Below are 25,146 nucleotides of genomic sequence, written 5' to 3' on the forward strand. Positions count from 1 at the left end.
GCGCTGGCCATGCTTGACGCGGCCGGTGCGTCGTCTAGCGTCCGGCCCATGTCCCAAACCCTGCTACACCTGCTGCTCTGGGCTGGCATCGGCTATCTTCTCGGCTCCATTCCCTTCGGCCTTATCCTCACCCGCCTGTCGGGTGGCGGGGATATCCGGCAGATCGGCTCCGGCAACATCGGCGCCACCAATGTTCTGCGCACCGGCAAGAAGGGCGTTGCGGCCGCCACCCTGCTTCTGGATGCGGGCAAGGGCGTTCTTGCCGTGTGGCTGGCCGGTCGATTCGCCGGAATCGAGGCCGGAACCGAGGCTGCGGCACTGGCGGCCGGTCTCGGGGCCTTCGCCGGCCATCTCCACCCGCTGTGGCTGAAGTTCCGGGGCGGCAAGGGGGTTGCGACCCTTCTTGGCATCTCGTTCGCGCTGGCCTGGCAGGCCGGGCTCGCCTTCGCCCTTGCATGGCTTGGCGTTGCGGCACTCTCTCGCATCTCGTCGGCGGGGGGGATGGCGGGCGGCTTTGCGGCGGCTGCCGCCCTGGCTGCACTCGATCGCCCTGAGGCCAGCTTCATCCTCTTCCTTCTCGGCCTCTGGGTTCTGTGGACCCACCGGGAAAACATTGCCCGCCTGCGTGCAGGCACGGAACCACGGATCGGCCGCAAGGGGTGACACGTCTTTCAGGGCCAGTTTCGGGGCCAGTCTCAGGGCCAGTCTCAGGGCCAGTTTCAGGGCTGGGCCGGCTATCCGCTGCAGAGCGGCTGGCACGGCTGCGGCTGGTGCGCAGCGAAGGGGTCGGCCCTGTCACCTACGGCCAGTTGCTGCGGCGCCATAGGCATGCGGGGGAAGCGCTCGACGCACTCGCAGCGCGTGGCAAGCCCGTGGCAGATGCTGGCATGGCCGAAGCCGAAATGGCCAGCGCCATGGCGCTGGGCGCACGGCATGTCTTTGTTGGCGAGGCTGATTATCCCCCGCTTCTGGCCGAACTGGCCGATCCGCCGCCTGTGCTTGTCGCTGTCGGGGATCTGGCGCTTGCCCGGCGGCCGCTGGTTTCGATCGTGGGGGCGCGCAATGCCAGCGCGGCCGGGCGCGGCCTTGCGCGCGACATGGCGCGCGCGCTGGCGGAGGCCGGCTGGGTCGTGGCCTCGGGGCTGGCGCGCGGAATCGATGCCGCGGCCCATGAAGGCGCGCTTGCCAATGGCACCATCGCCTGTGTGGCGGGCGGGGTGGATATCGCCTATCCCCCTGAAAATGCGAAGCTGCAGAACGCCATAGCCGAACACGGCCTGCTGCTCTCCGAGCTGCCGCCCGGAACCGAGCCGCAGGCCCGGCATTTCCCGCGCCGCAACCGGCTGATTGCCGGCGTGGCGCGCGGTCTGGTCGTGGTGGAGGCAGCGCCCGGTTCGGGCAGCCTGATCACGGCGCGCCTCGCGGCAGAAGCCGGCCGCGAGGTGATGGCGGTGCCGGGCCACCCTTTCGATCCGCGATCGCGCGGCGGGAACGGCCTGATCCGCGACGGGGCGGTGCTTGTGGAATCGGCGGCTGATGTGCTCGATGCGCTCAGCCCGTTCCAGCTGGCGCTGGCGCCGCGCCCGGCCCCGGCCGCAAGGCCCGCCATGTCGGCAGAGCCGGCGCGCGGCGTGGCGGCACCGGCAGCCATTGCGGCAGACCGGCTCCCCGAAGACGGGCCCGATGCGCTGCTTTCGCTGTTGACGCCTTCGGGCATAGCGGTTGACGAAATCGTGCGCGCGCTGGGGCTTCCGGCGGGTGCGGTTCAGGGCCTCCTGAGCGATCTGGAGCTGGACGGCCGGGTGATCCGGCTGGCGGGCGGCCGGGTGGCGCTGGCGGCCTGAAGTTGGACAGGCGGGCGGGTCGCGGCTATTGGCCCGCGCCGCAAGGAAGGAATTGGCATGGATCTCGTCATCGTCGAGTCGCCGGCAAAGGCCAGGACGATCGAGGGTTATCTCGGTGGGGGAACCAGGGTTCTCGCCAGCTTCGGCCATGTGCGCGATCTGCCGGCCAGCGACGGCAGCGTCGATCCCGAGCATGATTTCGCCATGCGCTGGGAAGTTTCCGCCGACCGGCAGAAGCAGCTGAAGGCGATCACGGATGCCGCTAAGAAGGCCGACCGCATCATCCTCGCGACCGACCCTGACCGCGAGGGCGAGGCCATTTCCTGGCATCTTGCCGAAATCCTGCGGCAGAAGAAGGCCCTGCCGCCGGGCGGCATGCAGCGCATCACCTTCAACGCCATCACCAGGGATGCAGTGAAGGCGGCCATGGCCGCCCCGCGCGACATCGACCAGCCGCTGGTGGATGCCTATCTCGCCCGCCGCGCGCTGGATTATCTTGTCGGTTTCACGCTTTCCCCCGTGCTGTGGCGCAAGCTTCCCGGCGCGCGGAGCGCCGGCCGCGTGCAGAGCGTGGCGCTTCGCCTCATCGTCGAGCGGGAACGCGAGATCGAAGCCTTCACGGCGCGCGAATACTGGAGCGTGGAAGCGCGGATGAAGGGGCCTGGCGGCCACGCCTTCGGTGCACGGCTGACGGCGCTGTCGGGCAGGAAGCTCGACAAGTTCGCCCTGCCGGATGAAACCACGGCCGAAGCGGCCCGCCGCGTGGTCGAGGAAGCGCGCCTGTCCGTCGGCGCCGTCGATGTGAAGACGGCGGTGCGCAATCCTGCGCCGCCTTTCACCACGTCCACCCTGCAGCAGGAAGCCGCGCGCAAGCTTGGCCTTTCCGCGCAGGACACGATGCGCGCCGCGCAGAAGCTCTACGAAGCCGGGCACATCACCTACATGCGGACGGATGGTGTGGCGATGGACCCGGGCGCCATTTCCCGCGCCCGCGATGTGGTGATGGAGCGCTACGGCCGCGAGCATGTGCCCGAGCGCCCGCGCGTCTATTCCTCCAGGGCAAAGAATGCGCAGGAAGCGCATGAAGCGATTCGCCCGACGGATTTCGCCCGCACGGCCGGCGCGCTCGGTGTCTCCGACCTCGAAGCGAGGCTCTACGACCTCATCTGGAAACGCGCCGTCGCCTCGCAGATGGCCTCGGCCCAGCTGGAGCGCACGACAGTCGATTTCATCGCCGACGATGGTTCGGCCGAGCTGCGCGCGACCGGCACGGTCGTCGTCTTTCCGGGCTTCCTCGCCCTCTATGCCGAAGGCACGGACGACGACGGGGACGAGGATGGCGCGCGCCTGCCCCGGCTTGCAGTGGGCGACCGCCCCGCGATCGACCGGGTGGAAAAGTCGCAGCATTTCACCCAGCCGCCGCCGCGCTTCACCGAAGCAAGCCTCGTGAAGCGGATGGAGGAACTGGGGATCGGCCGGCCTTCCACCTATGCCTCCATCATCCAGGTCCTGAAGGATCGGGATTATGTCGTGCTGGAGCAGAAACGCTTCCGGCCGCAGGAAAAGGGCCGGATCGTCACGGCTTTCCTCGAGCGTTATTTCGAACGTTATGTGGAATATGATTTCACGGCTGGCCTCGAAGGCCAGCTCGATGACATCTCGGCCGGCGATGCCGAATATCTCGCCGTGCTGCGCAATTTCTGGGAGGATTTCCAGCCCCGCACCAGGGAAGTGCTGGAGCGCAGCCCCATGGAAGTCGAGCAGGCGCTCGACGAATATCTTGCGCCGCATCTTTTCCCGCCGCAGGCCGATGGCGTCGATCCGCGCCTTTGCCCCGGTTGTGGCGCGGGCCGGCTGTCGCTGAAGGTGGGCCGCTACGGGCCGTTCATTGCCTGCTCCAATTATCCGGAATGCCGCTTCACCCGCCAGTTCGCCGGTGGGGACCAGGAAGGCCCGCGCACCCTGGGCGATGACCCGGCAACCGGGCTTCCCGTCGAAGTGAAGAGCGGGCGTTTCGGACGCTATGTGCAATCCGGGGATAAGCGAAGCTCGATCCCGAAGGATGTGGCGGATCTCGATCTGCCCCTGGCGCTGAAGCTTCTGTCGCTGCCGCGCGAGGTGGGGCTTCACCCGGAAACCGGATTGCCCATCATTGCCAACCTTGGCCGCTATGGCCCCTATCTGCTGCACGATGGCAAATACGCCAATCTGAAGGACACCGCGGACCTTTTCGACATCGGCATGAACGCGGCTGTCGTGAAGCTGGCGGAGCCGAAGGGCGCGGCGCGGCGTGGCAAGGCCGAACCGGTGGCCGTGCTGGGGCAGCACCCGGAAAGCGGCGCCGAGGTGAAGGTGATGCCGGGCCGCTATGGCCCCTATGTGACCGATGGCTCGGTCAATGCCACCATTCCCAGGGACCGCGAGCCGGCGAGCCTGACGCTCGATGAAGCGGTGGCGCTGCTGGCCGAAAAGGCCGCCAAGGGGCCGGCCGGGGGCCGCAAGCCAGCCCGCAAGCCGGCGAGGAAGGCCGCCACGGCAAAGGTCGCCGCCACAGGCAAGACGGCCACGAAAAAAGCGCCCGCGAAGAAACCCGCCGAGAAAAAGCCTGCCGCGAAAAAGCCTGCCGTGAAGAAATCTGCGGCAGAAAAGGCCGGGGACGCCTAGGGGTCTTGGACGCTCAGGGCAGGGCAGGCCCGCCGCTTCCTCCGGTCAGGCGCTTTTCACCGCCCCTGACCGGTTCTCCTGTCCGATGCTCCTGTCCGATGCTCCTGTCCGATGTTCCTGTCTGATGCTCTTGTCCGCTGCCGCCGGCTGGAGGATAAGCGGGCATGACCTTTCCTGACCGGGACGCGATCCTGGATTTCATTCGCCAGACGCCATCAGCCGTCGGCAAGCGGGAGATTGCCCGCGCCTTCAATCTGAAAGGGGCCGAGCGCGAGGCGCTGAAGGCCCTTCTGCGCGAGATGGAGGAGGAGGGGCTTCTCGCCATCGGGCCGGGGCGGATGCTGCACCGGGCGGGCGGCCTGCCGCGCGTGGCGGTCCTTACGGTCGTGTCGTCCGAGGGCGCGCGCATCCTCGCCGTGCCGGAACGCTGGGAAGGCGAGGGCGCGCCGCCCAAGGTGCTGGTGGCGGCGGCCGGGCCGCGCGGCCGTGGCCGGGCTGGCCATGCCGGCGGCCGGCGCGAGCGTTTCGAAGCCGGCGACCGAATCCTCGCCCGGATCGAGGGCGAGGCGCCGCGCCATCTCGGCACCATCATCAAGCGGCTGGCTCGTGGCCATGCGATGCTGATGGGCGTCGTGCGCAAGGATGCGCGCGGAAATCTCGCGCTCAGCCCCATCGACCGGCGCGAGCGGCGCCAGTGGCCCATCCACCATGGCAGTGAGGTCGTTCCGGGTGAACTGGTGCGCGCTGAACTGAAGGGCAGCGGCGCCAAGGCCGCAGCCCATGTCACCGACCGCCTGGGGGATCCGTTCCAGGGCCTGTCCCTCAGTTCCATCGCCATCGCCGCCAAGGGCATCCCCCACAGCTTTCCCGAGGGTGTCGAGGCCGATGCCGAACGCATGGGGCAATCCGCCCTCGGCCCGCGCGAGGACTGGACCGGCATTCCCTTCCTCACCATCGACCCGCCCGACGCGCGCGACCATGACGATGCCGTCTGGGCCGAGAAGGATGGCGACGGCTGGCGGCTGTTGGTCGCGATTGCCGATGTCAGCTGGTATGTCCGGCCGGGCTCCCCGCTCGACCGCAGCGCCTTCGACCGTGGCAACAGCGTCTATTTCCCCGATCAGGTGGTGCCGATGCTGCCCGAGGCCCTGTCGGCCGGTGCGTGCAGCCTCAAGACCGGCACGGACAAGGCAGCCCTTGCCGCCAGCATCCGGCTTTCGGCCGATGGCGCGATCATGGGGTTCAGCTTTCACCGCGCCCGGATCCGCATCGCCGAGAATCTCGCCTATGAAACCGCCCAGGCGATCATGGACGGCCACGCGGACAGCCCGCTGAAGGATGCCGTGCTGGAGCCGCTGTGGGGCTGCTGGCGGGCGCTGGAGAAGGCACGGGCGGCGCGCGGCCCGCTGGAGCTGGAGCTGCCGGAAAAGCGTGTCGTGCTCGATACCGAGGGGCGGGTGGCGGGAATCGCCGTCCGTGAGCGGCTGGAAGCGCACCGGCTGATCGAGGACATGATGATCGCGGCCAATGTGGCGGCAGCCAGGGCGCTGGAAAGCCGCAAGGCCCCGGTGATGTACCGCTGCCACGAAGAGCCCGGCCGCGAGAAGCTCGTCAGCCTGAAGGCCTATCTCGACACGCTGGGCGTGAACTTCGCGCTGGGGCAGGTGATCACGCCGGCGGTCTTCAACCGGGTGATCGACAGGGTGCGTGACCGCCCGGACATCCAGGACATTTCCGAAGCCGTCCTCCGGTCGCAGACGCAGGCTTATTATGCCCCGCGCAACACCGGCCATTTCGGGCTTCAGCTGGGCAGCTACGCCCATTTCACCTCACCTATCCGCCGCTATGCCGATGTCTGCGTGCACCGCGCGCTCGTTTCGGCCTTCCGGCTGGGCGAGGGCGGGCTGCCCGATGGCGCGGGCGACCGGTTTGGCGCCATCGGCGAACATATCAGCTTCACCGAGCGCCGGGCGATGGAAGCCGAGCGCGAGACGCTCGACCGCTATATCGCCCGCCACCTTGCCGACCATGTCGGCGAGATCGTGCGCGCCCGGATTTCCGGCGTGAAGGCTTTCGGCTTCTTCGCCACGGTCGCCGATATCGGCGGCGACGGCCTGGTGCCGGTGTCGACGCTGGGGGCCGAACGCTTCCGCTTCGACGAGGCCGGGCGCTTTCTCGAAGGCGCGGAAACAGGCACCCGCTATGCGGTCGGCCAGTATCTCGACCTCAGGCTCGAGGAAGCCGACCCGGCCACGGGATCGCTGCGATTCTCGCTTCCCGATGTGCCGCCCGCCGAACGGAAGGGTCCGCGCTTTCGCCGGGACGGGCGCGACGGGCAAAAGCCGCGCGCGCCATTGCCGCGCCGTGGCGGCCCGCCGCCGGGCGTCCGCCGGGGGCGCCGGGGTTGACCTCGGCCCTGATTCTCCCCTAAGGCCGCGTCCTTTCCCGGAAGCATCGCCTTCCGGCCCCATTCTGCATGGTTCGAGGACGACATGGCTAAGCCGACGACGGTCAAGATCAAGCTGGTGAGCACGGCGGACACGGGTTACTATTATGTGACCAAGAAGAACCCGCGCACCCAGACGGAAAAGCTGAACTTCCGCAAATATGATCCCGTCGCGCGCAAGCACGTCGAGTTCAAGGAAGCCAAGATCAAGTAATCCGGCTCCGTCCCCCTGTTTTCCGGTCTTTTTCGGGCCGGATCATGGCGGCAGGACTGGTACTGGCCCCACGCAGGGCCATTCGGCGCGGGCAACCCCCGCGCCGCTTCCATTTGTCCTCCGGTCCTCTTCATTCCGTGCTTTTCCTGCCCTGCCCGGGCAGGCTAGAGCAGGGCCTGTGAACGACATTCTCGCCCTTCGTGCCCTCACCGCCGTCATGGCTGACGAGCCCCTGCGCGACCGCTTCCTCGCGCTCACCGGCTATGACCCGCAGACCCTGCGCGCCCGCGCCGGTGAGGCTGACGTTCTCGACGCCGTCATCGCCTTTCTCTGCGCCCATGAGCCGGATCTCGTGAAGACCGCCGCGGCGCTGTCCGTCACCCCCGAAATCCTTGCCGGAGCCCGCGCATGAAGCCGATTCTCATCCTCGACTGCGACGAGGTGATCCTGGAATTCGCTGCCCCCTTCGCCCGCTGGCTGCGCGAAGCGCGGGACGTGGAGCTGAAGTTCGAGAGCTTCGCCCTGACAGGCAACATGCGCCACATCGCCGATGGCCGCCCCGTCGAGGCGCAGGAATTCCCGGCGCTTCTCGACGGCTTCTTCGAACATGGCCAGCATCTTCAGGCCCCTGCCGAAAATGCCCTCGAGACGCTCGCCGACCTTCGCCGCGAAATGGACATCGTGGTGCTGACCAACATACCCGCCCGCTGGCGGGACATCCGGCTCGACATCCTGAAAGGCCATGGCCTCGATGTGCCGGTCCATGCCAATGACGGGCCGAAGGGGCGGATGGTGAAGGAGCTGGCGGCCGGCCGGCCGGCCGTCTTCGTCGACGATCTGCCCCCGCACCACAGCAGCGCCGCCAGACATGCCCCAGATGTCGGCCGCCTGCACATGGTGGCGGATGCCGGGCTGCGCCCGCTCATTCCCGCTGCACCCGACGCCCATGCCCGGATCGACCGCTGGGACGATGCCGGGCGCTGGATCCGCACCCATCTGGAAGGATTGAAAGCATGACTGTCGAACAGAAGCTCGAAGCGCTTGGCCTGTCCCTGCCGGAAGCGGCCGCCCCCGTTGCATCCTATGTGCCGGTTGTCGAGGCCAATGGCCTGCTTCATGTTTCGGGCCAGATCAGCTTTGCCGCCGATGGAAGCCTCATCACCGGCAGGCTTGGCGAGAACATGAGCGTCGAGGCCGGCCAGGACGCCGCCCGCCGCTGCGCGCTGATGATCCTGGCGCAGGTGAAGGCGGCGCTGGGCGGATTCGAGCGCGTGAAGCGCGTGGTGAAGCTGGGCGTGTTCGTCCAGTGCACAGCCGATTTCACCAAGCAGCCCGAAGTGGCGAACGGCGCATCCGACCTTATGGTCGAAGTGCTGGGGGATGCCGGAAAGCATGCCCGTGCCGCCGTTGGCGTCCCCGCCCTGCCGCGCGGCGTCGCCGTCGAGGTCGACGCCATCATCGAGCTGGCCTGATCGAGCCGATATGAGCGAACTGGTGTGATCGGGGGGCAGGGCAGGGAGCCGGCCATCCGGCTGCTGTCTCGCGCCGCCGATCTTCCGGCGGCCGCGTGGGACAGGCTTGCCGGTGCGGGCAACCCCTTTTCCTCATACGCCTTTCTCACCGCTCTCGAGGATTCGGGCAGCGCCACGGCACACGCCGGCTGGCAGCCCGTGCATCTGCTGGCCGAATCCGCCGATGGCACGCCCACCGGCCTGCTGCCCGGCTATCTGAAATCGCACAGCCAGGGCGAATATGTGTTCGACCATGGCTGGGCGAACGCCTGGGAAAGGGCCGGGCACCGCTATTACCCCAAGCTCCAGCACGCCACGCCCTTCACCCCGGCCAGCGCGCCGAAACTGCTGTCGGCCGACCCGCTGGTCCGCGCCCGCCTCGTCGCGGCGAGCGAGACGCTGGCCCGGAACAATGCCCTGTCGAGCGCGCACGCAACCTTTCTGGGCGACACCGATGCGGAAATCTTCGCATCGGCTGGCTGGCTCGAACGCAATGACATTCAGTTCCACTGGCGCAACGATGGGTTTTCGGGCTTCGCGGACTTTCTCGGCGCGCTCAGTTCACGCAAGCGCAAGGCCCTCAGGCGCGAGCGGGAAGCCGCCCTGTCGGCCATAGACGAGATAGAGTGGCTGACCGGCAGCGATCTCACAGAGGCCGCCTGGGACAGTTTCTGGGCCTTTTACCAGGACACCTCCAGCCGGAAATGGGGGCGGCCCTATCTCACCCGCGCCTTCTTCTCGCTGATTGGCGAGCGCATGGCCGACAGGGTGATGCTGGTGATGGCCCGCAAGGACGGGCGCCACGTTGCCGGCGCGCTCAACTTCCTTGGCGCGGAGTGTCTCTATGGCCGGCAATGGGGCTGTATCGAGGATATTCCCTTCCTGCATTTCGAGCTTTGCTACCATCAGGCAATCGACATTGCCGGAGACAGGAAGCTCGCGCGGGTGGAAGCCGGCGCGCAAGGGGCGCACAAGGTCTCGCGCGGCTATCAGCCGGTTCTCACTCGCTCCATGCACTATCTGCCCGATCCGGGTTTCCGCGCTGCAGTTGCCGACTATCTCGAACGCGAGCGCCCGGCGGTTGAGGCAGAGGCACGGGCACTGGCCGAGGCCTTGCCCTTCCGCGCCGGCTGAGCCGGTCAGCCTGCCAGCAGCATGGCGATGATGGCAATGGCCGCACCCGCCGCCGCGCCCCACAGGGCCGCCGGCCAGCGCGCCGGAATCCGTGCCGGAATCCATGCTGGCACGGGTTCCGCCGCTGGTAGGGGCGGAAGCGGCGGCGCTGCCGATTCGGGCGGTATCTGGCGGACGAAGCGCCGGGCCAGTGCAGGCAGGCCGCGCAGCATCCGGGCATTGGCGACGATGCCGTCGGCCAGCCAGGCCTCGGGGCCAAGCTCGTCACGGATCCAGTCACGCACATAGGGGCTGGCCACGTCCCACATGTTCACGTCCGGGTCGAGCGAAAGGGCGACGCCTTCCACCATCACCATTGTCTTCTGCAACAGCAGAAGATGGGGCTGGACGGGCATGTCGAAGCTGCGCGTGATGGCGAACAGGCCGTCGAGAAGATTGGCGACGGAAATGTCGCGCGTGCTGCGCCCGCGGATCGGTTCCCCCACTGCGCGCAGGGCGCTGGCGAAAGCAGCAGGGTCATGGTGGGGCGGCACATAGCCGGCTTCGAAATGGATGTCGGCCACGCGCCGGTAGTTGCCGACAATGAGGCCATGCAGGATTTCGGCAAGATAGACGCGCGCCCGCCTGTCGAGCCGGCCCATGATCCCGAAATCGATGAGGGTGAGCCTGCCATCGGCGGTGACGATGATGTTGCCCTGATGGAGATCGGCGTGAAAGAAGCCCTGGCCGATCGCCTGGGCGAGAAAGGCGCGCACCAGCGCCGCTGCAAGCGCCGGGCGGTCTGCCCCGCTGGCGGCAAGGGCGGCAGGGTCGGTCAGCCTGGCGCCATCGATCCATTCCAGCGCCAGCGTGCGCCGGGTGGTGAGATCCCAGTGAACCCTGGGCACCGCCACCTTCGGTTCGCCCCGGACGGCCTCGGCCAGTTCGGATGCATTGCCCGCCTCGCGTCGCAGGTCGAGTTCGGCCAGAGTCCATTGCCGGAAGGTCTCGATCACCAGCCGGGGTTTCAGCCGGGCGAAATCGCCGCCCAGCCGTTCCAGCCGCGCCGCGGCCCAGCCATAGCTGGCCAGCGCCCCGGCAAAGGCTTCCTCGACGCCCGGGCGCAAGACCTTGAGCGCAACGACACGCCCGTCATGGGTGGTGGCGCGATGCACCTGCGCGATGGAGGCGGCGCCGACGGGGGTTTCGGCGATGCTGCTGAAATGGGCGCGCCAGCCTCCGGGCAGCGCCCTGTCCAGCTCTGCTTCGATCCGGGCCCAGGGGGCGGGGGGCAGATTGTCCTGCAGGCGGCGCAGGCCCTCGGCCACTTCGGGGCCGACGAGATCGGGCCGTGTGGCAAGCACCTGCCCAAGCTTGATGGCCGCCGGCCCGCAGGCCCGCAGGCCGGCGGCATGGTCAGGCGTTTCGGGCGCGCCCGTTCCCAGCCGCAGCAGCCGGGCCAGAAGCCGGGCGGGGGCCGGGACATCGGGGTGGGTTTCGAACGGCCTGAGGCCTCCGTGCCGGGCGATCCTGCGGGCATCGCCCGCCAGCCGCCAGCCATGCAGCCAGCCGCCCATGGCCGGATCAGTATTTCCAGCCGCTGTGGATGGCGACGGCGCCCCCCAGAATCGGCTGCACGCGCACCTGCCGGAAGCCGGCGGCCTCGATCATGCGCGCAAAGCCCTGCATGTCGGGGAAACGGCGGATCGATTCGACCAGATAGCGATAGGCCTCTTCGTCCTGGGCGACGGCTGCGCCAATCCTGGGAACCAGCTTCAGGGAATAGGCATCATAGATTTTCGCGAATCCGGGCCATTCGCAGGTGGAGAATTCGAGACAGAAGAAGCGCCCGCCCCATTTCAGCACGCGGTGAATGTCCTTCAGCGCCTTCGGAATGTCGGTCACGTTGCGGATTCCGAAGGAAATCGTGGCGGCATCGAAACTCTGGTCGGCAAAGGGCATGGCCTCGGCATTGGCCTCGACGAAGGAGAGGCCGGCAAGGCCGCGCTTTTCCGCCCGCGCCATGCCCACCTTCAGCATTTCGGGGTTGATGTCGGCCACGGTCACCTGCGCGCCGCGCGCCGCGATGCGGAAGGCGATGTCGCCGGTGCCGCCGGCAAGGTCCAGCACATGTTCGTGCGGCTGCGGTTTCAGCTTGCGGACGAAATCATCCTTCCACAGCCGGTGCATGCCGCCCGACATCAGGTCGTTCATCAGGTCGTAGCGACCGGCGACGCGGGCGAAGATATCGCCCACGGCGCGGGTCTTCTCATCCGGCCGCACATCGCGGAAGCCGAGGCTGACGAGCCTGTCTGCGGATCTCTCGGTGGATCTCTCAGCGGATCTCTCAGCGGAGTCGGCGACGGCCGCCTGGGGGGGGATGTCCTGTGTCACGGCCTGTGCTCTAGCGGCTTGCACGCCGCGCCGCCAGTTGCCTGATGCGCGCATGGTCCAGCACCCGTGATCCGCGCCTGTAATCCGCGCCCGTGATCCACATTGCGGCGGCCCCGGTGGCGTGGCAGGGCGGCCCCATGCCCGAACTTCCCGAAGTCGAGACAGTGGTGCGCGGCCTCAGGCCCATGCTCCTTGGCAGGCGGCTCGACCGGGTGGTCGCCCGGCGGCCGGATCTGCGCCGCCCGCTGCCGCCCGATCTCGGCCAGCGCCTGACCGGGGCCAGCGTCACCGCCATCCGCCGCCGCGCCAAATATGGGCTGATGGAAACCGACCGGGGCGACACCCTCGTCTTTCACCTCGGCATGTCGGGGCGATTCCACCCGCTGGAAGGCCTGCCCGGCCCGCACGACCATGTGCTCTTCGAGGCTGGCGGCCTGCGCCTCGCCTATGCCGACCCGCGCCGATTCGGATCGATGGATCTCGTTCCCACGGCGGAGGCGGCGGCCCATCCGCTGCTCGCGCACATCGGGCCGGAACCGCTGGGGCCGGATTTCGATGGTGCGGCGCTGGCCCATGTGGCGGCCGGGCGGCGCACGCCCGTCAAGGCGCTGCTGCTCGATCAGCGGGTGGTGGCCGGAATCGGCAATATCTACGCGTCCGAGGCGCTGTTCCGCGCCGGAATCAGCCCGACGCGCGCGGCTGGCCGGATCGCCCGCGCCCGCCTCGATGCCCTCGCCGATGCCGTGAAGGCCGTGCTGGCCGAAGCGATCGAGGCCGGCGGCTCGACCCTGCGGGACCATGCGCAGGTTTCGGGCGAACTCGGCTATTTCCAGCATCGCTTCCTCGTCTATGGCCGGGCGGGCGAACCCTGCCCGGCCTGCGACGGCCCTGTCCGGCGCATTGTGCAGTCCGGTCGGTCGAGCTTTCACTGCCCCCGCTGCCAGCGCTAGGCCCGGAAAGCCACGCCCTGCCGGGAAAGCCGCGCCAGCGCCGACCGAATCGGCTGCCGCCCGAATCGGCGTCCCGCTTGACGCCCCCCGCCCCGGCCGGTAATGACGCCGCCTTTCCCGGCGGGTTTCTTGCCTGGCCGATACGCTTGTCTTGGAGAATTTGGACGTCATGGCGAACACCCCGCAGGCCGAAAAGCGCATCCGTCGCAACGCGCGGCGCGCTGCCGTCAACAAGGCCCGTCTGTCCCGCATCCGCACCCAGGTGAAGAAGGTCGAGTCGGCCATTCTTTCCGGTGACAAGGGCGCTGCCGAAACCGCGCTTAAGCAGGCGCAGCCGGAAATGATGCGGGGCGTCTCCAAGGGCGTGCTCCACAAGAACAGTGTGGCGCGCAAGATTTCGCGCCTCACCAAGAAGGTCTCGGCGCTGGCCTGAGGCCGAATCGGGCTACCTGCAGAATGCGGGCGGCCGGGTGAGGGCGGGCTGCGGCGCCATGGCGGTAACAGGGGGCACGCTACCCCCAATGCCTTGGCCAGCCGCCCTTCCAGTCCCGTTCCTGCCCATTGCGGCTTCCTTGTACAGCCGATCGCAGAGCCTTGTGGCGCGGGTATCGAGCCTTGTGGCGGACGGTCTATGACCGCCCGCCTTTTTGCTGTCTCGGCCTTGTTGCATCGTCCCTCTTCGGCCCCTTCGCACGGGCATGGCCGCTCGCAGCGATCGGGGGCGCCAGCACCGGCGCACCCTGGGGAGGAGAATGGGGGAAGAGAATCGAAGCGAAAAAGTTAATCGTTTATTTTCAGCAACTTAGGCAAAAATCCCTGAAAATCCGGGCCTTGGCCTGTCAACCCGGATTATTTGGCCTGCGGTGAATTTTGCGGCCTTGTGCCCGGCGCGCGAGGCTGTTTTAGTCTCAGGCAAGCCGCTGCGGAAATTGGGTTGGCCGGCGCGAATCGCCTGGCATCCGGCCCTGTTCCAAAGCGGAGGATCATCAGCAGCACCCCTGGCTGCCAGCGAGCTGGCAAGCGGGATGGGCACATAAGTTCGACGGACCTGTCCGTCGAAAATGCCCCTGTCTGCCTGACGAAAAACGGGCGTTCGTGGCTGCAAGGCCGCAAGAGCGTCGAGGACGAGATAAAGGAGGGCTCTGACAAAATGGGTCGACACGCAAGTCGGAACGAGCTCCGGTCCAATGCTGGCCCTGGCGCCACCGCACGACCGGGCAGGCACCTGTCGTCCATGCACAAGTCCCGGCTGCGTCCCCGTTCTTCCCCTGTTTTTCAGGGTCCATTTCAGGATTCGATGGCTTTCAGGCCAAGCACCGCCTTCTGGCACAGCATGCGGGAGACCGGACAGCGGGAGACGTGCCCGGCCTGAGGGCCGGTTCCGATCCCTGGGCCGATCCGCCGAAAGGCCCTTCATCGTTCGTTTCTTTCTGTCAGGTTTCATCATGCTACCCCGCAACGCCAGACCATTGACCAAGCAAGCCGCCGCATGGCCCGACCCGGTGCCGGACGAGCCGCTGTCGTTCCAGCCGGGCCAGCCCGGCCAGAGCGCCCAGCCCGGCAGGCAGTCGCCGGCTGTCGAGGAGGGCAGGCTTCAGGACGGGCTTGATGCCCAGGCCATTCGCGCCTGGGGGCTGGTGCGGGCGCACCTTCTGTCCGATCTCGGCGCAAAGACCTTCGACAGCTGGCTGAAGCCACTGCAGCTGGTTTCGGTCCGGCATGGCGTGGTGCAGCTGTCCATATCCTCGCATGTCCGGGCGGATTGGGTGCGCAACCATTATGCGGACAGGCTGCGACATGCCTTTGCAGCGCATCTGCCCGGGGTCAGGGCGGTTCAGGTCGAGGTTGCCGCAGCGCCGGCCTTTCATGCCGAAACATCCGGCTGGCCATCCGACGGTGGCATGGACGGAAGCCTTGCCCAAGGCGCGGACGCTCCGGCCATGGCAGCGGCCGATTCCCCGTTGCCGGCAGCCCTCTCATCCGCCGGGCAAGCAGCCGGGCCAGCCGCCCTTCCGGCCGCTGACAGCTTCAGCCAGTTCGAGCCGCGCTACAGCTTCGACAGCTTCGTTGTCGGCAAGGCCAATGAACTGGCCTTCAATGCCGCCCAGGCGATGGTCGGTGCTGCCACCGGTGGCGGGTCGGCAGGGTTCAACCCGCTGTTTCTTCACGGCCCCACCGGCCTCGGCAAGACCCACCTCATGCACGCCATCGGCAGCGCGGTGCAGGCGGCCAATCCGGCGGCGAAGGTCGTCTATCTTTCGGCCGAGAAGTTCATGGTCGAGTTCCTGGCAGCGCTGCGTGCACGGGACACGTTCAGCTTCAAGCAGCGGCTGCGTTCGGCCGATCTCCTCATGGTCGATGATGTGCAGTTCATTGCCGGCAAGGATTCCACGCAGGAGGAATTCTTCCACACCATGAACGAGATCATCTCGGCCGGGCGCTGGCTGGTGATTTCGGCCGATCGGTCGCCGCAGAATCTCGAGGGAATCGAAAGCCGGATCCTCTCCCGCCTTGCCTGGGGCCTTGTCGCCGACATCAACCCGGCCGATTACGAGTTGCGCTACAACATCCTGCGCGCCAAGCTGGCCACCATGCCCCAGGCCCATGTGCCCGATGACGTGGTGCAGTTCCTCGCCCGCAAGATCCAGGCGAATGTCCGGGAACTTGAAGGCGCGCTCAACCGGGTCATCGCCTATGGCAATCTGGTCAACCGCAAGCTCGACCTGGATTTCACCCGCGAGGTGCTGGCCGATGTGCTGCGTGCCCACAGCCGAAAGCTGACCATCGACGAGATCCAGCGCCGGGTAGCCGACCATTATGCGCTGAAAATCAACGACATGATTTCGCCGCGCCGGGCGCGCGAGGTGGCGCGCCCGCGGCAGGTGGCCATGTATCTGGCCAAGATGCTGACGCCGCGCTCCTTGCCGGAAATCGGCCGCCGCTTCGGCGGTCGCGATCACACCACGGTGATGCATGCGGTGAAGCGGATCGAGGCGCTGCGCGCGACGGATCACGAACTCGACCGCGACATCAACCAGTTGCGCCGCGCGCTCGACGGCTGAGGCTGTCTTCCTTCCCGTTTCTTGATTAGCTTGCGGGCCACGGGCCCGGCCCTATGTAGGGGGGCAATCAGGATCCGAGGGAGAAGCTTCATGTCCATCGCAGAAGACGCCGTCGCGCGTGACACCGCCGCCATGCAGGCGCTGCTGAAGGCGCAGCGCGACGCCTTCACCGCCGAGCTGCCCGTCAGTGCAGCCGTCCGTAAGGACCGGCTGAAACGCGCCATCCAGCTGGTGCTGGAACACAAGGATGATTTCGCCAGGGCGCTGTCCGATGATTTCGGCCACCGCTCCATCGAACAATCCATGGTGACCGACATCATGGGCTCGGTGAAGCCGCTGAAGCATTCGCTGAAGCATGTCGATGAATGGATGCGACCCGAAAGCCGCAAGCTCGACTTCCCGCTCGGCCTTCTGGGGGCAAAGGCCATGGTCGAGTGGCAGCCCAAGGGTGTCGTCGGAATCATCGCGCCCTGGAACTTTCCGGTGAACCTCACCTTCGCCCCGCTCGCCAATGTGTTCGCCGCAGGCAACCGGGCGATGATCAAGCCCTCGGAATTCACGCCTGCCACGTCAGAGCTGATGAAGCGCGCCTTCGCCCGCTTCTTCGACGAGACGGAAGTGGCGGTCGTCCTGGGCGGGCCGGAGGTGGCGCGGGCCTTTTCGGAACTCGCCTTCGATCACATCATCTTCACCGGCGCCACGTCCATCGGGCGCCACGTCATGGCGGCGGCCGCGAAGAATCTCGTGCCCGTCACGCTCGAACTGGGCGGCAAGTCGCCCACCATCATCAGCCGGTCGGCCGATGTCGCCATGGCGACCGAGCGGGTGGCCATGGGCAAGATGATGAACGCCGGCCAGATCTGCCTCGCGCCCGATTATCTGCTCGTTCCCGCCGAGCAGGAAGATGCCGTGATCGAGGGGCTGAAGGCCGCGACGGCGCGCATGTATCCCTCGCTTCTCGCCAATGACGATTACACCAGCGTCATCTCGAAGCGGCACCGCGACAGGCTGGAAGCCCATGTCGCCGATGCCCGCGCCAAGGGCGCCGAGGTGATCGAGGTGAACCCTGCAAATGACGATTTCTCGAAGCAGAACACCAACAAGATGCCGCTCACCATCATCCGCAACCCGACGGACGAGATGACGGTGATGCAGGAGGAGATCTTCGGCCCGGTGCTGCCGGTGAAGCGCTACGAGCGTGTCGAGGAGGCGATCGACTATGTGAACCGCCGCGACCGCCCGCTTGGCCTCTACTGGTTCGGGACCGACCGTGGCGAGGAGCGGCAGGTGCTTGACCGCACCATATCCGGCGGCGTGACGGTGAATGACGTCGTCTTCCATGTGTCGGTGGAAAACCTGCCGTTCGGCGGCATCGGCCCGGCGGGCATGGGCAATTACCATGGCCACGACGGCTTCAAGACCTTCAGCCACCCGAAGAGCGTCTACCGCCAGCCGAAGATCGATCTGGCCGGCATGGCGGGCTTCAAGCCGCCCTATGGCGAAAAGACCCGCAAGGCCCTGGCCAGCCAGCTGAAGGGCTGAAGCCGCCTCGCCATTCCCGTTGGGGCGGGCTAGATGGTCGTCATGGCCAACCCGCCCCACCTTACCCTCATCGATGGTTCCGGCTTCATCTTCCGGGCCTATCACCGCCTGCCGCCGCTGACCGACCCGGAGGGGACTCCGGTCGGCGCGGTCTTCGGCTTCACCGCGATGCTGTGGAACCTGATCGAGGCTGCGCGCAAATCGCCCGAGGATGATTATCTCGCCGTCATCCTCGATGCCGGGAAGACGAGCTTCCGCAACGAACTCTATCCCGACTACAAGGCCAACCGGCCCGAACCGCCCGAAGACCTGGTGCCGCAGTTTCCGCTGATCCGCCATGCGGTCGCAGCCCTTGGCGTGCCGTGCATCGAAAAGCCGAACTATGAGGCGGATGACCTCATCGCCTCCTATGCCGAGGCGGCGGTCGGGGCGGGCATGGCCGTCACCATCGTCAGCTCCGACAAGGATCTGATGCAGCTGGTGCGGCCGGGCCTCACTCTTCTCGACACCATGCAGAACAAGCGCTTCGCCGAAGCCGAGGTGCGCGAGAAATGGGGCGTGCCGCCGCACATGCTGGCCGAAGTGCTGGCCCTGATGGGCGACAGTGTCGACAATGTGCCCGGCGTGCCCGGCGTCGGTCCGAAGAAGGCCGCCGACCTCGTCAACCAGTTCGGAGACGTGGAGCAGGTGCTGGCCAGCATCGACCAGGTGAAAGGCCCGAAGCTCAAGGAAAATCTCGCCGCCCATGCGGACCGGGTGCGCCTGTCGCGCAAGCTTGTCGAGCTGAAGCGCGACGTGCCGCTCGACCCGCCCCTCGAGAGCCTGAAGCTCGACCATCGCGAGGATCCGGAGAAGCTGGCGGCCTTTCTGGCAAAGCATGGCTTCCGCACGCTTCTCGCCCGCCTGGGCGATGCCGGGAAGGCGGCCGCCGCGACTATTGCGGCGTCCGACCCGGATGCAGTGCCGGGGATGGCCGCGCCCGAGACCGTGCCCATCGACCATGGCGCCTATGAAACGGTGACGACCCCGGGGCGTCTCGATGCCTGGATCGACGAGGCGCGTCGTCTCGGCGTTGTCGGCTTCGATACCGAGACGACGAGCCTCGATGCGGTTGCCGCGCGGATCGTGGGATTCTCGCTCGCCACGGTGCCCGGCCGGGCCTGCTATGTGCCGCTTGCCCATGTCTCGGGCGAGGGGCTGCTGGCGGAGCCGGTGGCCCAGATCGGCATCGAGGCGGCGCTCGGGCGGCTGAAGGGGCTGCTGGAAGACCCTGCCGTGCTCAAGGTGGGCCAGAATCTGAAATATGACATGGTGGTGATGGCTGCCCACGACATCGCCATCGCCCCCTTCGACGACACGATGCTGCTGTCCTATGCGCTGGCCGGCGGGCTGCATGGCCATGGCATGGATGAACTGTCCGAGCGGCACCTTGGCCACACGCCCATCGCCTACAAGGATGTGACGGGCAGCGGCAAGGCGCAGACGGGTTTTGCCGAAGTGCCGCTCGACAAGGCGACGGCCTATGCTGCCGAGGATGCGGACGTCACCCTGCGCCTGCATGGCCTGCTGCGCCCGCGTCTGTGGCGGGAACGGGTGACGCGGGTGCATGAATGGTGCGACCGGCCACTGGTGCCGGTGCTGGCGCGGATGGAGCGGCGCGGCGTTCTTGTGGACCGGGCAGAACTGTCCCGGATGTCAGCCGAGTTCGCCGGCGCCATGGAGCGGCTGGAAGCCGAGGTGCATGCGCTTGCGGGCGAGCCCTTCACCCTGGGCAGCCCGAAGCAGCTGGGCGAGATCCTGTTCGGCAAGCTCGGGCTTCCGGGCGGCAAGAAGGGCAAGTCGGGCGCATGGTCGACCGACGTGACCGAACTGGAGCGGCTGGCGGAAGGCGGCGCGGACATCGCGCGCCTCGTGCTCGACTGGCGGCAGGTGCAGAAGCTGCGCTCCACCTATACGGAGGCGCTGCAGCAGCAGATCAACCCGCAAACCGGCCGGGTGCATACCAGCTTTTCCATGGCGGCCACATCCACCGGGCGGCTGGCATCGACCGACCCCAATCTCCAGAACATCCCGATCCGCACCGAAATGGGCCGGCGCATCCGCGACGCCTTCGTCGCGCCGCCAGGCCATGTCATCATGGCAGCCGACTATAACCAGATCGAGCTGCGGCTGATGGCCCACATCGCCGACGTGCCCGAGCTGAAGGACGCCTATAATCATGGCGTCGACATCCACAGCCTGACGGCGCGGCAGATTTTCGGCCTCACCCCCGATGCCCCGGTGGACCGGGAGCTGCGCGCGCGGGCCAAGACGATCAATTTCTCGATCATCTACGGCATTTCCGCCTTTGGCCTCGCCCAGCGGCTGGGAATCGCACGCGGCGAGGCGCAGGCCTTCATCGAACGCTATCTCGATCATTATCACGGGATCCGACGCTACATGGCCGAAACCGTGGCGCGCGTGCGCGAGGATGCCTTCGTCACCACCCTTCTGGGCCGCCGTATCCATGTGCCGATGATCCGCTCGAAGGTGCAGTCCGAGCGCGCCGGCGCCGAGCGGGCGGCGATCAACGCGCCGGTGCAGGGCACTGCCGCCGACATCATCAAGCGCGCCATGGTCCGGATGGAGCCGGCCCTTGCAGAAGCCGGATTGACGGGCGTGCGCATGCTGCTTCAGGTGCATGACGAACTGGTGTTCGAAGTGCCGGAAGCGGATGTGGACAAGGCCCGCGACGTCATCCGGAATGTCATGGAATCCGCCGCCGGCCCGGCGCTCGAACTCAGCGTGCCGCTGGGGGTGGAGATCGGGACGGGGCCGAACTGGGGAGCCGCGCATTGAAACCCACCTGCCTTCTTGTCGCCGCGCTTCTGGCGGCGCCCGCGATACCGGCCAGTGCACAGGCCATGCCACAGGACGTCCCGCAGCAGGCGTCGCAGGAGGCGCCGCAGGCCCCTGCCCCTGGACAGGTCACGAATCCGCTTCCCTCTCCGCAGGATATCCTGCGCGAGGAAGCCGCTGCCGCGCCTGACGACGCGACGGAGACGGCGCCTGATTCCACCGAGACCGCTGTTGCGGCAGCGCGTCCCGCCTATGTCTGCCCGGATGGCGCACTCGTCACCCTGTTCCATGACGAGCCCGCCGGCGTGTTGCAGGTGACACGCAGTGGCGAGACCTTCGTGTTGCAACGACTGGTGAGCCGCCGGGCCATGCGTTTCGCGGCCGACGAGGACACGATCATCATGCGCGACGGGCAGATCCGGCTGCTGCGCGGCCGTGCACTGCGCCAGACCTGCCTTCTCCGCCCCGCAGCGCCGGAAGCCGGCGCCCTCTGGGGCACGGTGACGAAGCTGGACCGCATGGCCCTGCAGCCTGGCACCATCGTCAAGGTCATGCTGGTCGATGCCGCGCGCGCCGATGCCCCCGCGATCGAGATCGCCTCCCAGGAACTCGTGACCACCGATACGCAGATGCCGCTCAATTTCCTGCTGCGCTATGCGCCTGATCGCGTGCTCCCGCGTGGCAACAGCTATCGTCTGCAGGCGCGCGCGATGTCGCCGGCCGGGAAGCTGCTCTACGTGACCGACAGGGCGCATTTCGTACTGGAAGAGGATGTCCCGCCCCAGCCCGCGGACCTGTTGCTTGCCCGGGTCGGCGGGAGCGAATGACAGCGACGAAGGCGCTGCCCCTTCACGGCTGGATCATCGTCGACAAGCCGCTGGGCCTGACATCGGCGCAAGTGGTGGGCCGGCTGAAACGCGCCTTGCGGCAGGCGGGCCATGGCAAGGTGAAGATCGGCCATGGCGGCACGCTCGATCCGCTGGCGACCGGCGTGCTGCCCGTGGCGCTGGGCGAGGCGACGAAACTGACCGGCTATCTGCTGAACGGCCCCAAGGCCTATCGCTTCACGCTGCAGTTCGGGGCCGCCACCAGCACCGAGGATGCCGAAGGCGACATCGTGGAAACGAGCGATGCCCGCCCCGGCCGGGCGGCGATCGAGGCCCTGCTGCCGCGCTTCACCGGCCCGATCAGCCAGCGCCCGCCCGCCTATTCGGCGCTCAAGGTCGATGGCCGGCGCGCCTATGATCTCGCCCGCGCCGGCGCCCCGCCCGAACTTGCCCCGCGCATGGTGACGATCCATGCCCTGGAACTGGTGGAAACAGGCCCTGACAGCGCGACCTTCGATGTCCGCTGTTCCAAGGGCACCTATGTCCGCAGCCTGGCGCGGGACATGGCGCTGGCGCTGGGCACGGTCGGCCATGTCGGCATGTTGCGGCGCACGGGCGCCGGGCCGTTTGCCCTGGCCGATGCCGCCCCGCTGGACAAATGGGAGGAACTGGTGCAAGGGGCCGGCTTCGAACAGGCCCTTTTGCCACTGACTGCCGGACTGGACGACATCCCGGCCCTGGCAGTCGACACCCGCGATGCCGAAGCCCTCAGACAGGGCCGGCGTTTGACGGGGTCCCGTGTGAAGCCCGGCCAATATCTCGCAACCGACGGGCCTGTTCCGGTTGCGCTGGTCGAGGTTTCCGAACAGGACGTGCGCGTCCTGCGGGGGTTCAACCTGACGTAGGAGATTGATGATGTCGATCACTGTCGAGCGCAAGGCCGCTCTCATCGCCGACAATGCCCGCGCTTCGGGCGACACCGGCAGCCCCGAAGTCCAGGTCGCCATCCTGACGGAGCGGATCCAGAATCTCACCGAGCATTTCAAGACCCACGCCAAGGACAATCACTCCCGCCGCGGTCTTCTGATGCTGGTCAACAAGCGGCGCTCCCTTCTCGATTATCTGAAGCGGAAGGATGTAGCCCGCTACCAGGCGCTGATCGCCAAACTCGGCCTGCGCAAGTAGGCTGACGAACGGCCCCGGAAACGGGGCCGTTTTCGCAAGCGGGCCCGAAGAGCGCATGCGCCGGGCCCATGTTCGCCAAGGCCGCCCGATCGGGCGGCCGAGGCATTTGTCCGAACTGCCTCTGGCATCTGGTCAGGGGCTTGAAGAGAGCAGACTGACCGATGTTTACCATTCACAAGCAGGAAATCGACTGGGGCGGGCGCAAGCTGACGCTCGAGACAGGCCGCGTCGCCCGCCAGGCCGACGGCGCCGTCCTCGCCACCTATGGCGAGACTGTCGTGCTCTGCGCCGTCACCGCCGCCAAGTCGGTTAAGGAAGGGCAGGATTTCTTCCCGCTCACCGTTCACTATCAGGAAAAATTCTCGGCCGCCGGCCGTATTCCGGGCGGTTTCTTCAAGCGCGAGCGCGGCGCGACCGAGCATGAGACGCTCACCAGCCGCCTGATCGACCGTCCGGTGCGCCCGCTGTTTCCGGAAGGCTTCTACAACGAGATCAACGTCATCGCCCAGGTTCTCTCCTATGATGGCGAGAATGAGGCCGATATCGTGGCGCTGGTCGCGGCGTCGGCTGCGCTCACGCTCTCCGGCGTTCCCTTCCTCGGCCCCATCGGCGCTGCCCGCGTCGGCTACAAGGATGGCGAATATCAGCTGAACCCCTCGCGGGAATCGCTCAAGGAAGGCGCGCTCGACCTCGTCGTCGCCGGCACGCAGAGCGCCGTGATGATGGTCGAATCCGAAGCGAAGGAGCTTTCGGAAGAGGTCATGCTGGGCGGCGTGATGTTTGCCCACAGGTCCATGCAGCCGGTGATCGAGGCGATCATCGCACTGGCCGAAAAGGCTGCGAAGGAACCCTGGGAGCTGGCAGCCACCGACGATGGCGGCGACATGCTGGCGAAGCTGAAGGCGGAAGTCGGTTCCGACATCGATGCCGCCTACCGCATGCTCGGCAAGAGCGAGCGCCGCGAAGCGCTGGAAGTGGCCAAGGCCAAGGCCAAGGCACTGTTCGCCGACGCAACCCCGCAGGAGCAGATGAAGGCGCTCAAGCTTTTCAAGAAGCTGGAAGCCGACATCGTCCGCGGTGCGATCCTGAAGGAAGGCCGCCGCATCGACGGTCGCGACACGCGCACCGTGCGTCCGATCGAAAGCATGGTGGGTTTCCTGCCGCGCACCCATGGCTCGGCGCTGTTCACCCGCGGCGAGACACAGGCGATCGTCACGACCACGCTCGGCACCGCCGACGCGGAACAGATGATCGATGGTCTCGACGGGCTGAAGTATGAGCGCTTTATGCTGCACTACAACTTCCCGCCCTATTCGGTCGGTGAGGTTGGCCGCTTCGGCGCCCCTGGCCGCCGCGAGATCGGCCATGGCAAGCTGGCCTGGCGGGCGATCCACCCGCTGCTGCCCAGCAAGGAAGAATTCCCCTACACGATCCGCGTTCTGTCCGACATCACCGAGTCGAACGGCTCGTCGTCGATGGCGACGGTCTGCGGCGCTTCCCTTGCGCTGATGGATGCAGGCGTGCCGCTGAAGCGTCCATGCGCCGGCATCGCCATGGGCCTCATCCTCGAGGGCAAGGACTTTGCCGTCATCTCCGACATCCTCGGAGACGAGGATCATCTGGGCGACATGGACTTCAAGGTGGCTGGCACCTCCGAAGGCGTGACCAGCCTGCAGATGGACATCAAGGTCGCCGGCATCACCGAAGAGATCATGCGTCAGGCGCTCGCCCAGGCGAATGCCGGCCGCGCCCATATCCTCGGTGAAATGTCGAGGGCCATCACCGAAGTGCGCACGGAGCTTTCCGCCCACGCACCGCGCATCGAGACGATGTCGGTGCCCAAGGAGAAGATCCGCGACATCATCGGCACCGGCGGCAAGGTCATCCGCGAAATCGTCGCGACGACTGGCGCCAAGGTCGACATCGAGGATGACGGCACGGTGAAGATCGCCTCGTCCGATCTCGACAAGATCGAGGCGGCGCGCCAGTGGATCCTCGGAATCATCGCCGAGCCGGAAGTGGGCAAGATCTATTCCGGCAAGGTCGTGGGGATGCCCGAGTTCGGCGCCTTCGTGAACTTCCTCGGCGCCCGCGACGGGCTCGTCCACATCTCCGAAATCCGCAACGAGCGGGTGGCAAAGGTGTCGGACGTGCTGTCCGAGGGCCAGATGGTGAAGGTGAAGGTGATCGGCGTCGATGACCGCGGCAAGGTCAAGCTGTCGATGCGTCTTGTGGACCAGGAAACCGGCGAGGAACTGCCGGACACGCGCCCGCCCCGCGAACCGCGCGGCGATCGTGAAGGCGGCGACCGTGGCCCGCGCCGCGAAGGCGGCCGTGAGGGTGGTCGTGACGGCGGCCGCGATGGCGGAAGGGGCGGCCCGCGCCGCGACCGTGGCCCGCGCCGTGAACAGTCGGAAGACAAGGATGGTGGCGATGTGCCGCTGCCCTCCTTCCTGACCGGCAACGACGACTGACAGGATGGCGCCGGGCTATTCCCCGGCGCCACCTCCTGACGGACATCAGGCACGAAAAAGCCGCCGGCGGGTCATCCGCCGG

The 25,146-nt window shown here is 67.2% G+C and carries 20 protein-coding genes; 18 read left to right on the plus strand and 2 right to left on the minus strand.

Annotated features, from left to right (window positions below):
- Positions 1-48 precede the first annotated feature (48 nt).
- The 9 genes from plsY (at position 49) to ACUJ46_RS11240 (ending at position 9,813) form a co-directional block, all read left to right on the plus strand.
- Positions 49-663, plus strand: a complete 615-nt coding sequence (gene plsY, locus ACUJ46_RS11200) for a glycerol-3-phosphate 1-O-acyltransferase PlsY (RefSeq protein ID WP_445390580.1) — start codon at positions 49-51, stop codon at positions 661-663.
- Between the two features lie 62 nt (positions 664-725).
- Entirely contained in the window at positions 726-1,844 is a 1,119-nt protein-coding gene (gene dprA, locus ACUJ46_RS11205; RefSeq protein WP_445390676.1) for a DNA-processing protein DprA, read from the plus strand.
- Positions 1,845-1,901: 57 nt separating this feature from the next.
- Entirely contained in the window at positions 1,902-4,508 is a 2,607-nt protein-coding gene (gene topA / locus ACUJ46_RS11210) for a type I DNA topoisomerase (RefSeq protein WP_445390581.1), read from the plus strand.
- 164 nt (positions 4,509-4,672) lie between these two features.
- Complete coding sequence (locus tag ACUJ46_RS11215) at positions 4,673-6,916, plus strand: ribonuclease R family protein (protein WP_445390582.1); 2,244 nt, start codon at positions 4,673-4,675, stop codon at positions 6,914-6,916.
- An 84-nt stretch (positions 6,917-7,000) separates the two neighbouring features.
- Entirely contained in the window at positions 7,001-7,168 is a 168-nt protein-coding gene (gene rpmG / locus ACUJ46_RS11220; RefSeq protein ID WP_445390583.1) for a 50S ribosomal protein L33, read from the plus strand.
- Between the two features lie 178 nt (positions 7,169-7,346).
- Positions 7,347-7,580 carry a DUF3572 family protein gene (locus ACUJ46_RS11225; protein WP_445390584.1) on the plus strand — a complete coding sequence of 78 codons (234 nt, stop codon included), beginning with the start codon at positions 7,347-7,349 and terminating at the stop codon, positions 7,578-7,580.
- The gene (locus ACUJ46_RS11230; RefSeq protein ID WP_445390585.1) at positions 7,577-8,185 is read left to right on the plus strand and encodes an HAD family hydrolase; all 609 of its coding nucleotides are present in this window, start codon (positions 7,577-7,579) and stop codon (positions 8,183-8,185) included. Before ACUJ46_RS11225 ends, ACUJ46_RS11230 begins: the two co-directional genes overlap by 4 nt.
- On the plus strand, positions 8,182-8,640 hold the full coding sequence (locus tag ACUJ46_RS11235) for a RidA family protein (RefSeq protein WP_445390586.1): 459 nt from the start codon (positions 8,182-8,184) through the stop codon (positions 8,638-8,640). The genes ACUJ46_RS11230 and ACUJ46_RS11235 overlap by 4 nt, the downstream gene beginning before the upstream one ends.
- Before the next feature lie 24 nt (positions 8,641-8,664).
- Positions 8,665-9,813 carry a GNAT family N-acetyltransferase gene (locus ACUJ46_RS11240; RefSeq protein WP_445390587.1) on the plus strand — a complete coding sequence of 383 codons (1,149 nt, stop codon included), beginning with the start codon at positions 8,665-8,667 and terminating at the stop codon, positions 9,811-9,813.
- Positions 9,814-9,818: 5 nt separating this feature from the next.
- On the opposite strand, the gene ACUJ46_RS11245 is transcribed toward ACUJ46_RS11240, so the two are convergent.
- Complete coding sequence (locus tag ACUJ46_RS11245) at positions 9,819-11,369, minus strand: AarF/UbiB family protein (protein ID WP_445390588.1); 1,551 nt, start codon at positions 11,367-11,369, stop codon at positions 9,819-9,821.
- Positions 11,370-11,376: 7 nt separating this feature from the next.
- The gene (gene ubiE / locus ACUJ46_RS11250) at positions 11,377-12,075 is read right to left on the minus strand and encodes a bifunctional demethylmenaquinone methyltransferase/2-methoxy-6-polyprenyl-1,4-benzoquinol methylase UbiE (protein WP_445390677.1); all 699 of its coding nucleotides are present in this window, start codon (positions 12,073-12,075) and stop codon (positions 11,377-11,379) included.
- A 248-nt stretch (positions 12,076-12,323) separates the two neighbouring features.
- Between ubiE and mutM the strand changes: the two genes are divergently transcribed.
- The 9 genes from mutM to pnp all read left to right on the plus strand — a co-directional run bounded on the left by mutM (position 12,324) and on the right by pnp (position 25,064).
- Complete coding sequence (mutM, locus tag ACUJ46_RS11255) at positions 12,324-13,136, plus strand: bifunctional DNA-formamidopyrimidine glycosylase/DNA-(apurinic or apyrimidinic site) lyase (protein WP_445390589.1); 813 nt, start codon at positions 12,324-12,326, stop codon at positions 13,134-13,136.
- A 169-nt stretch (positions 13,137-13,305) separates the two neighbouring features.
- Complete coding sequence (gene rpsT / locus ACUJ46_RS11260) at positions 13,306-13,569, plus strand: 30S ribosomal protein S20 (RefSeq protein ID WP_445390590.1); 264 nt, start codon at positions 13,306-13,308, stop codon at positions 13,567-13,569.
- 1,186 nt (positions 13,570-14,755) lie between these two features.
- A complete protein-coding gene (gene dnaA / locus ACUJ46_RS11265; RefSeq protein ID WP_445390678.1) occupies positions 14,756-16,198 on the plus strand; it encodes a chromosomal replication initiator protein DnaA in 1,443 nt (480 codons plus the stop codon).
- A gap of 90 nt (positions 16,199-16,288) precedes the next feature.
- The gene (locus ACUJ46_RS11270) at positions 16,289-17,740 is read left to right on the plus strand and encodes a coniferyl aldehyde dehydrogenase (protein ID WP_445390591.1); all 1,452 of its coding nucleotides are present in this window, start codon (positions 16,289-16,291) and stop codon (positions 17,738-17,740) included.
- A 42-nt stretch (positions 17,741-17,782) separates the two neighbouring features.
- Entirely contained in the window at positions 17,783-20,578 is a 2,796-nt protein-coding gene (gene polA / locus ACUJ46_RS11275) for a DNA polymerase I (RefSeq protein WP_445390592.1), read from the plus strand.
- A complete protein-coding gene (locus tag ACUJ46_RS11280; RefSeq protein ID WP_445390593.1) occupies positions 20,575-21,405 on the plus strand; it encodes a YbaY family lipoprotein in 831 nt (276 codons plus the stop codon). Before polA ends, ACUJ46_RS11280 begins: the two co-directional genes overlap by 4 nt.
- Complete coding sequence (gene truB / locus ACUJ46_RS11285) at positions 21,402-22,310, plus strand: tRNA pseudouridine(55) synthase TruB (protein WP_445390594.1); 909 nt, start codon at positions 21,402-21,404, stop codon at positions 22,308-22,310. Before ACUJ46_RS11280 ends, truB begins: the two co-directional genes overlap by 4 nt.
- A gap of 10 nt (positions 22,311-22,320) precedes the next feature.
- Positions 22,321-22,590: a 30S ribosomal protein S15 gene (rpsO, locus tag ACUJ46_RS11290; RefSeq protein WP_445390679.1), complete on the plus strand. Its 270-nt coding sequence runs from the start codon at positions 22,321-22,323 to the stop codon at positions 22,588-22,590.
- Between the two features lie 161 nt (positions 22,591-22,751).
- Positions 22,752-25,064: a polyribonucleotide nucleotidyltransferase gene (gene pnp, locus ACUJ46_RS11295; RefSeq protein ID WP_445390595.1), complete on the plus strand. Its 2,313-nt coding sequence runs from the start codon at positions 22,752-22,754 to the stop codon at positions 25,062-25,064.
- Positions 25,065-25,146 lie beyond the last annotated feature (82 nt).

Source organism: Sandaracinobacteroides sp. A072, assembly GCF_052616365.1.

Bases quoted from the DNA above. Each gene is read 5' to 3' on its own strand.
- ACUJ46_RS11270 (WP_445390591.1), top strand. From the start codon at position 16,289: ATGTCCATCGCAGAAGACGCCGTCGCGCGTGACACCGCCGCCATGCAG.
- rpsT (WP_445390590.1), top strand. From the start codon at position 13,306: ATGGCGAACACCCCGCAGGCCGAAAAGCGCATCCGTCGCAACGCGCGG.
- pnp (WP_445390595.1), top strand. From the start codon at position 22,752: ATGTTTACCATTCACAAGCAGGAAATCGACTGGGGCGGGCGCAAGCTG.
- rpsO (WP_445390679.1), top strand. From the start codon at position 22,321: ATGTCGATCACTGTCGAGCGCAAGGCCGCTCTCATCGCCGACAATGCC.
- ACUJ46_RS11235 (WP_445390586.1), top strand. From the start codon at position 8,182: ATGACTGTCGAACAGAAGCTCGAAGCGCTTGGCCTGTCCCTGCCGGAA.
- ACUJ46_RS11230 (WP_445390585.1), top strand. From the start codon at position 7,577: ATGAAGCCGATTCTCATCCTCGACTGCGACGAGGTGATCCTGGAATTC.
- plsY (WP_445390580.1), top strand. From the start codon at position 49: ATGTCCCAAACCCTGCTACACCTGCTGCTCTGGGCTGGCATCGGCTAT.
- polA (WP_445390592.1), top strand. From the start codon at position 17,783: ATGGCCAACCCGCCCCACCTTACCCTCATCGATGGTTCCGGCTTCATC.
- topA (WP_445390581.1), top strand. From the start codon at position 1,902: ATGGATCTCGTCATCGTCGAGTCGCCGGCAAAGGCCAGGACGATCGAG.
- truB (WP_445390594.1), top strand. From the start codon at position 21,402: ATGACAGCGACGAAGGCGCTGCCCCTTCACGGCTGGATCATCGTCGAC.
- ACUJ46_RS11245 (WP_445390588.1), bottom strand. From the start codon at position 11,369: ATGGGCGGCTGGCTGCATGGCTGGCGGCTGGCGGGCGATGCCCGCAGG.
- rpmG (WP_445390583.1), top strand. From the start codon at position 7,001: ATGGCTAAGCCGACGACGGTCAAGATCAAGCTGGTGAGCACGGCGGAC.
- mutM (WP_445390589.1), top strand. From the start codon at position 12,324: ATGCCCGAACTTCCCGAAGTCGAGACAGTGGTGCGCGGCCTCAGGCCC.
- ACUJ46_RS11215 (WP_445390582.1), top strand. From the start codon at position 4,673: ATGACCTTTCCTGACCGGGACGCGATCCTGGATTTCATTCGCCAGACG.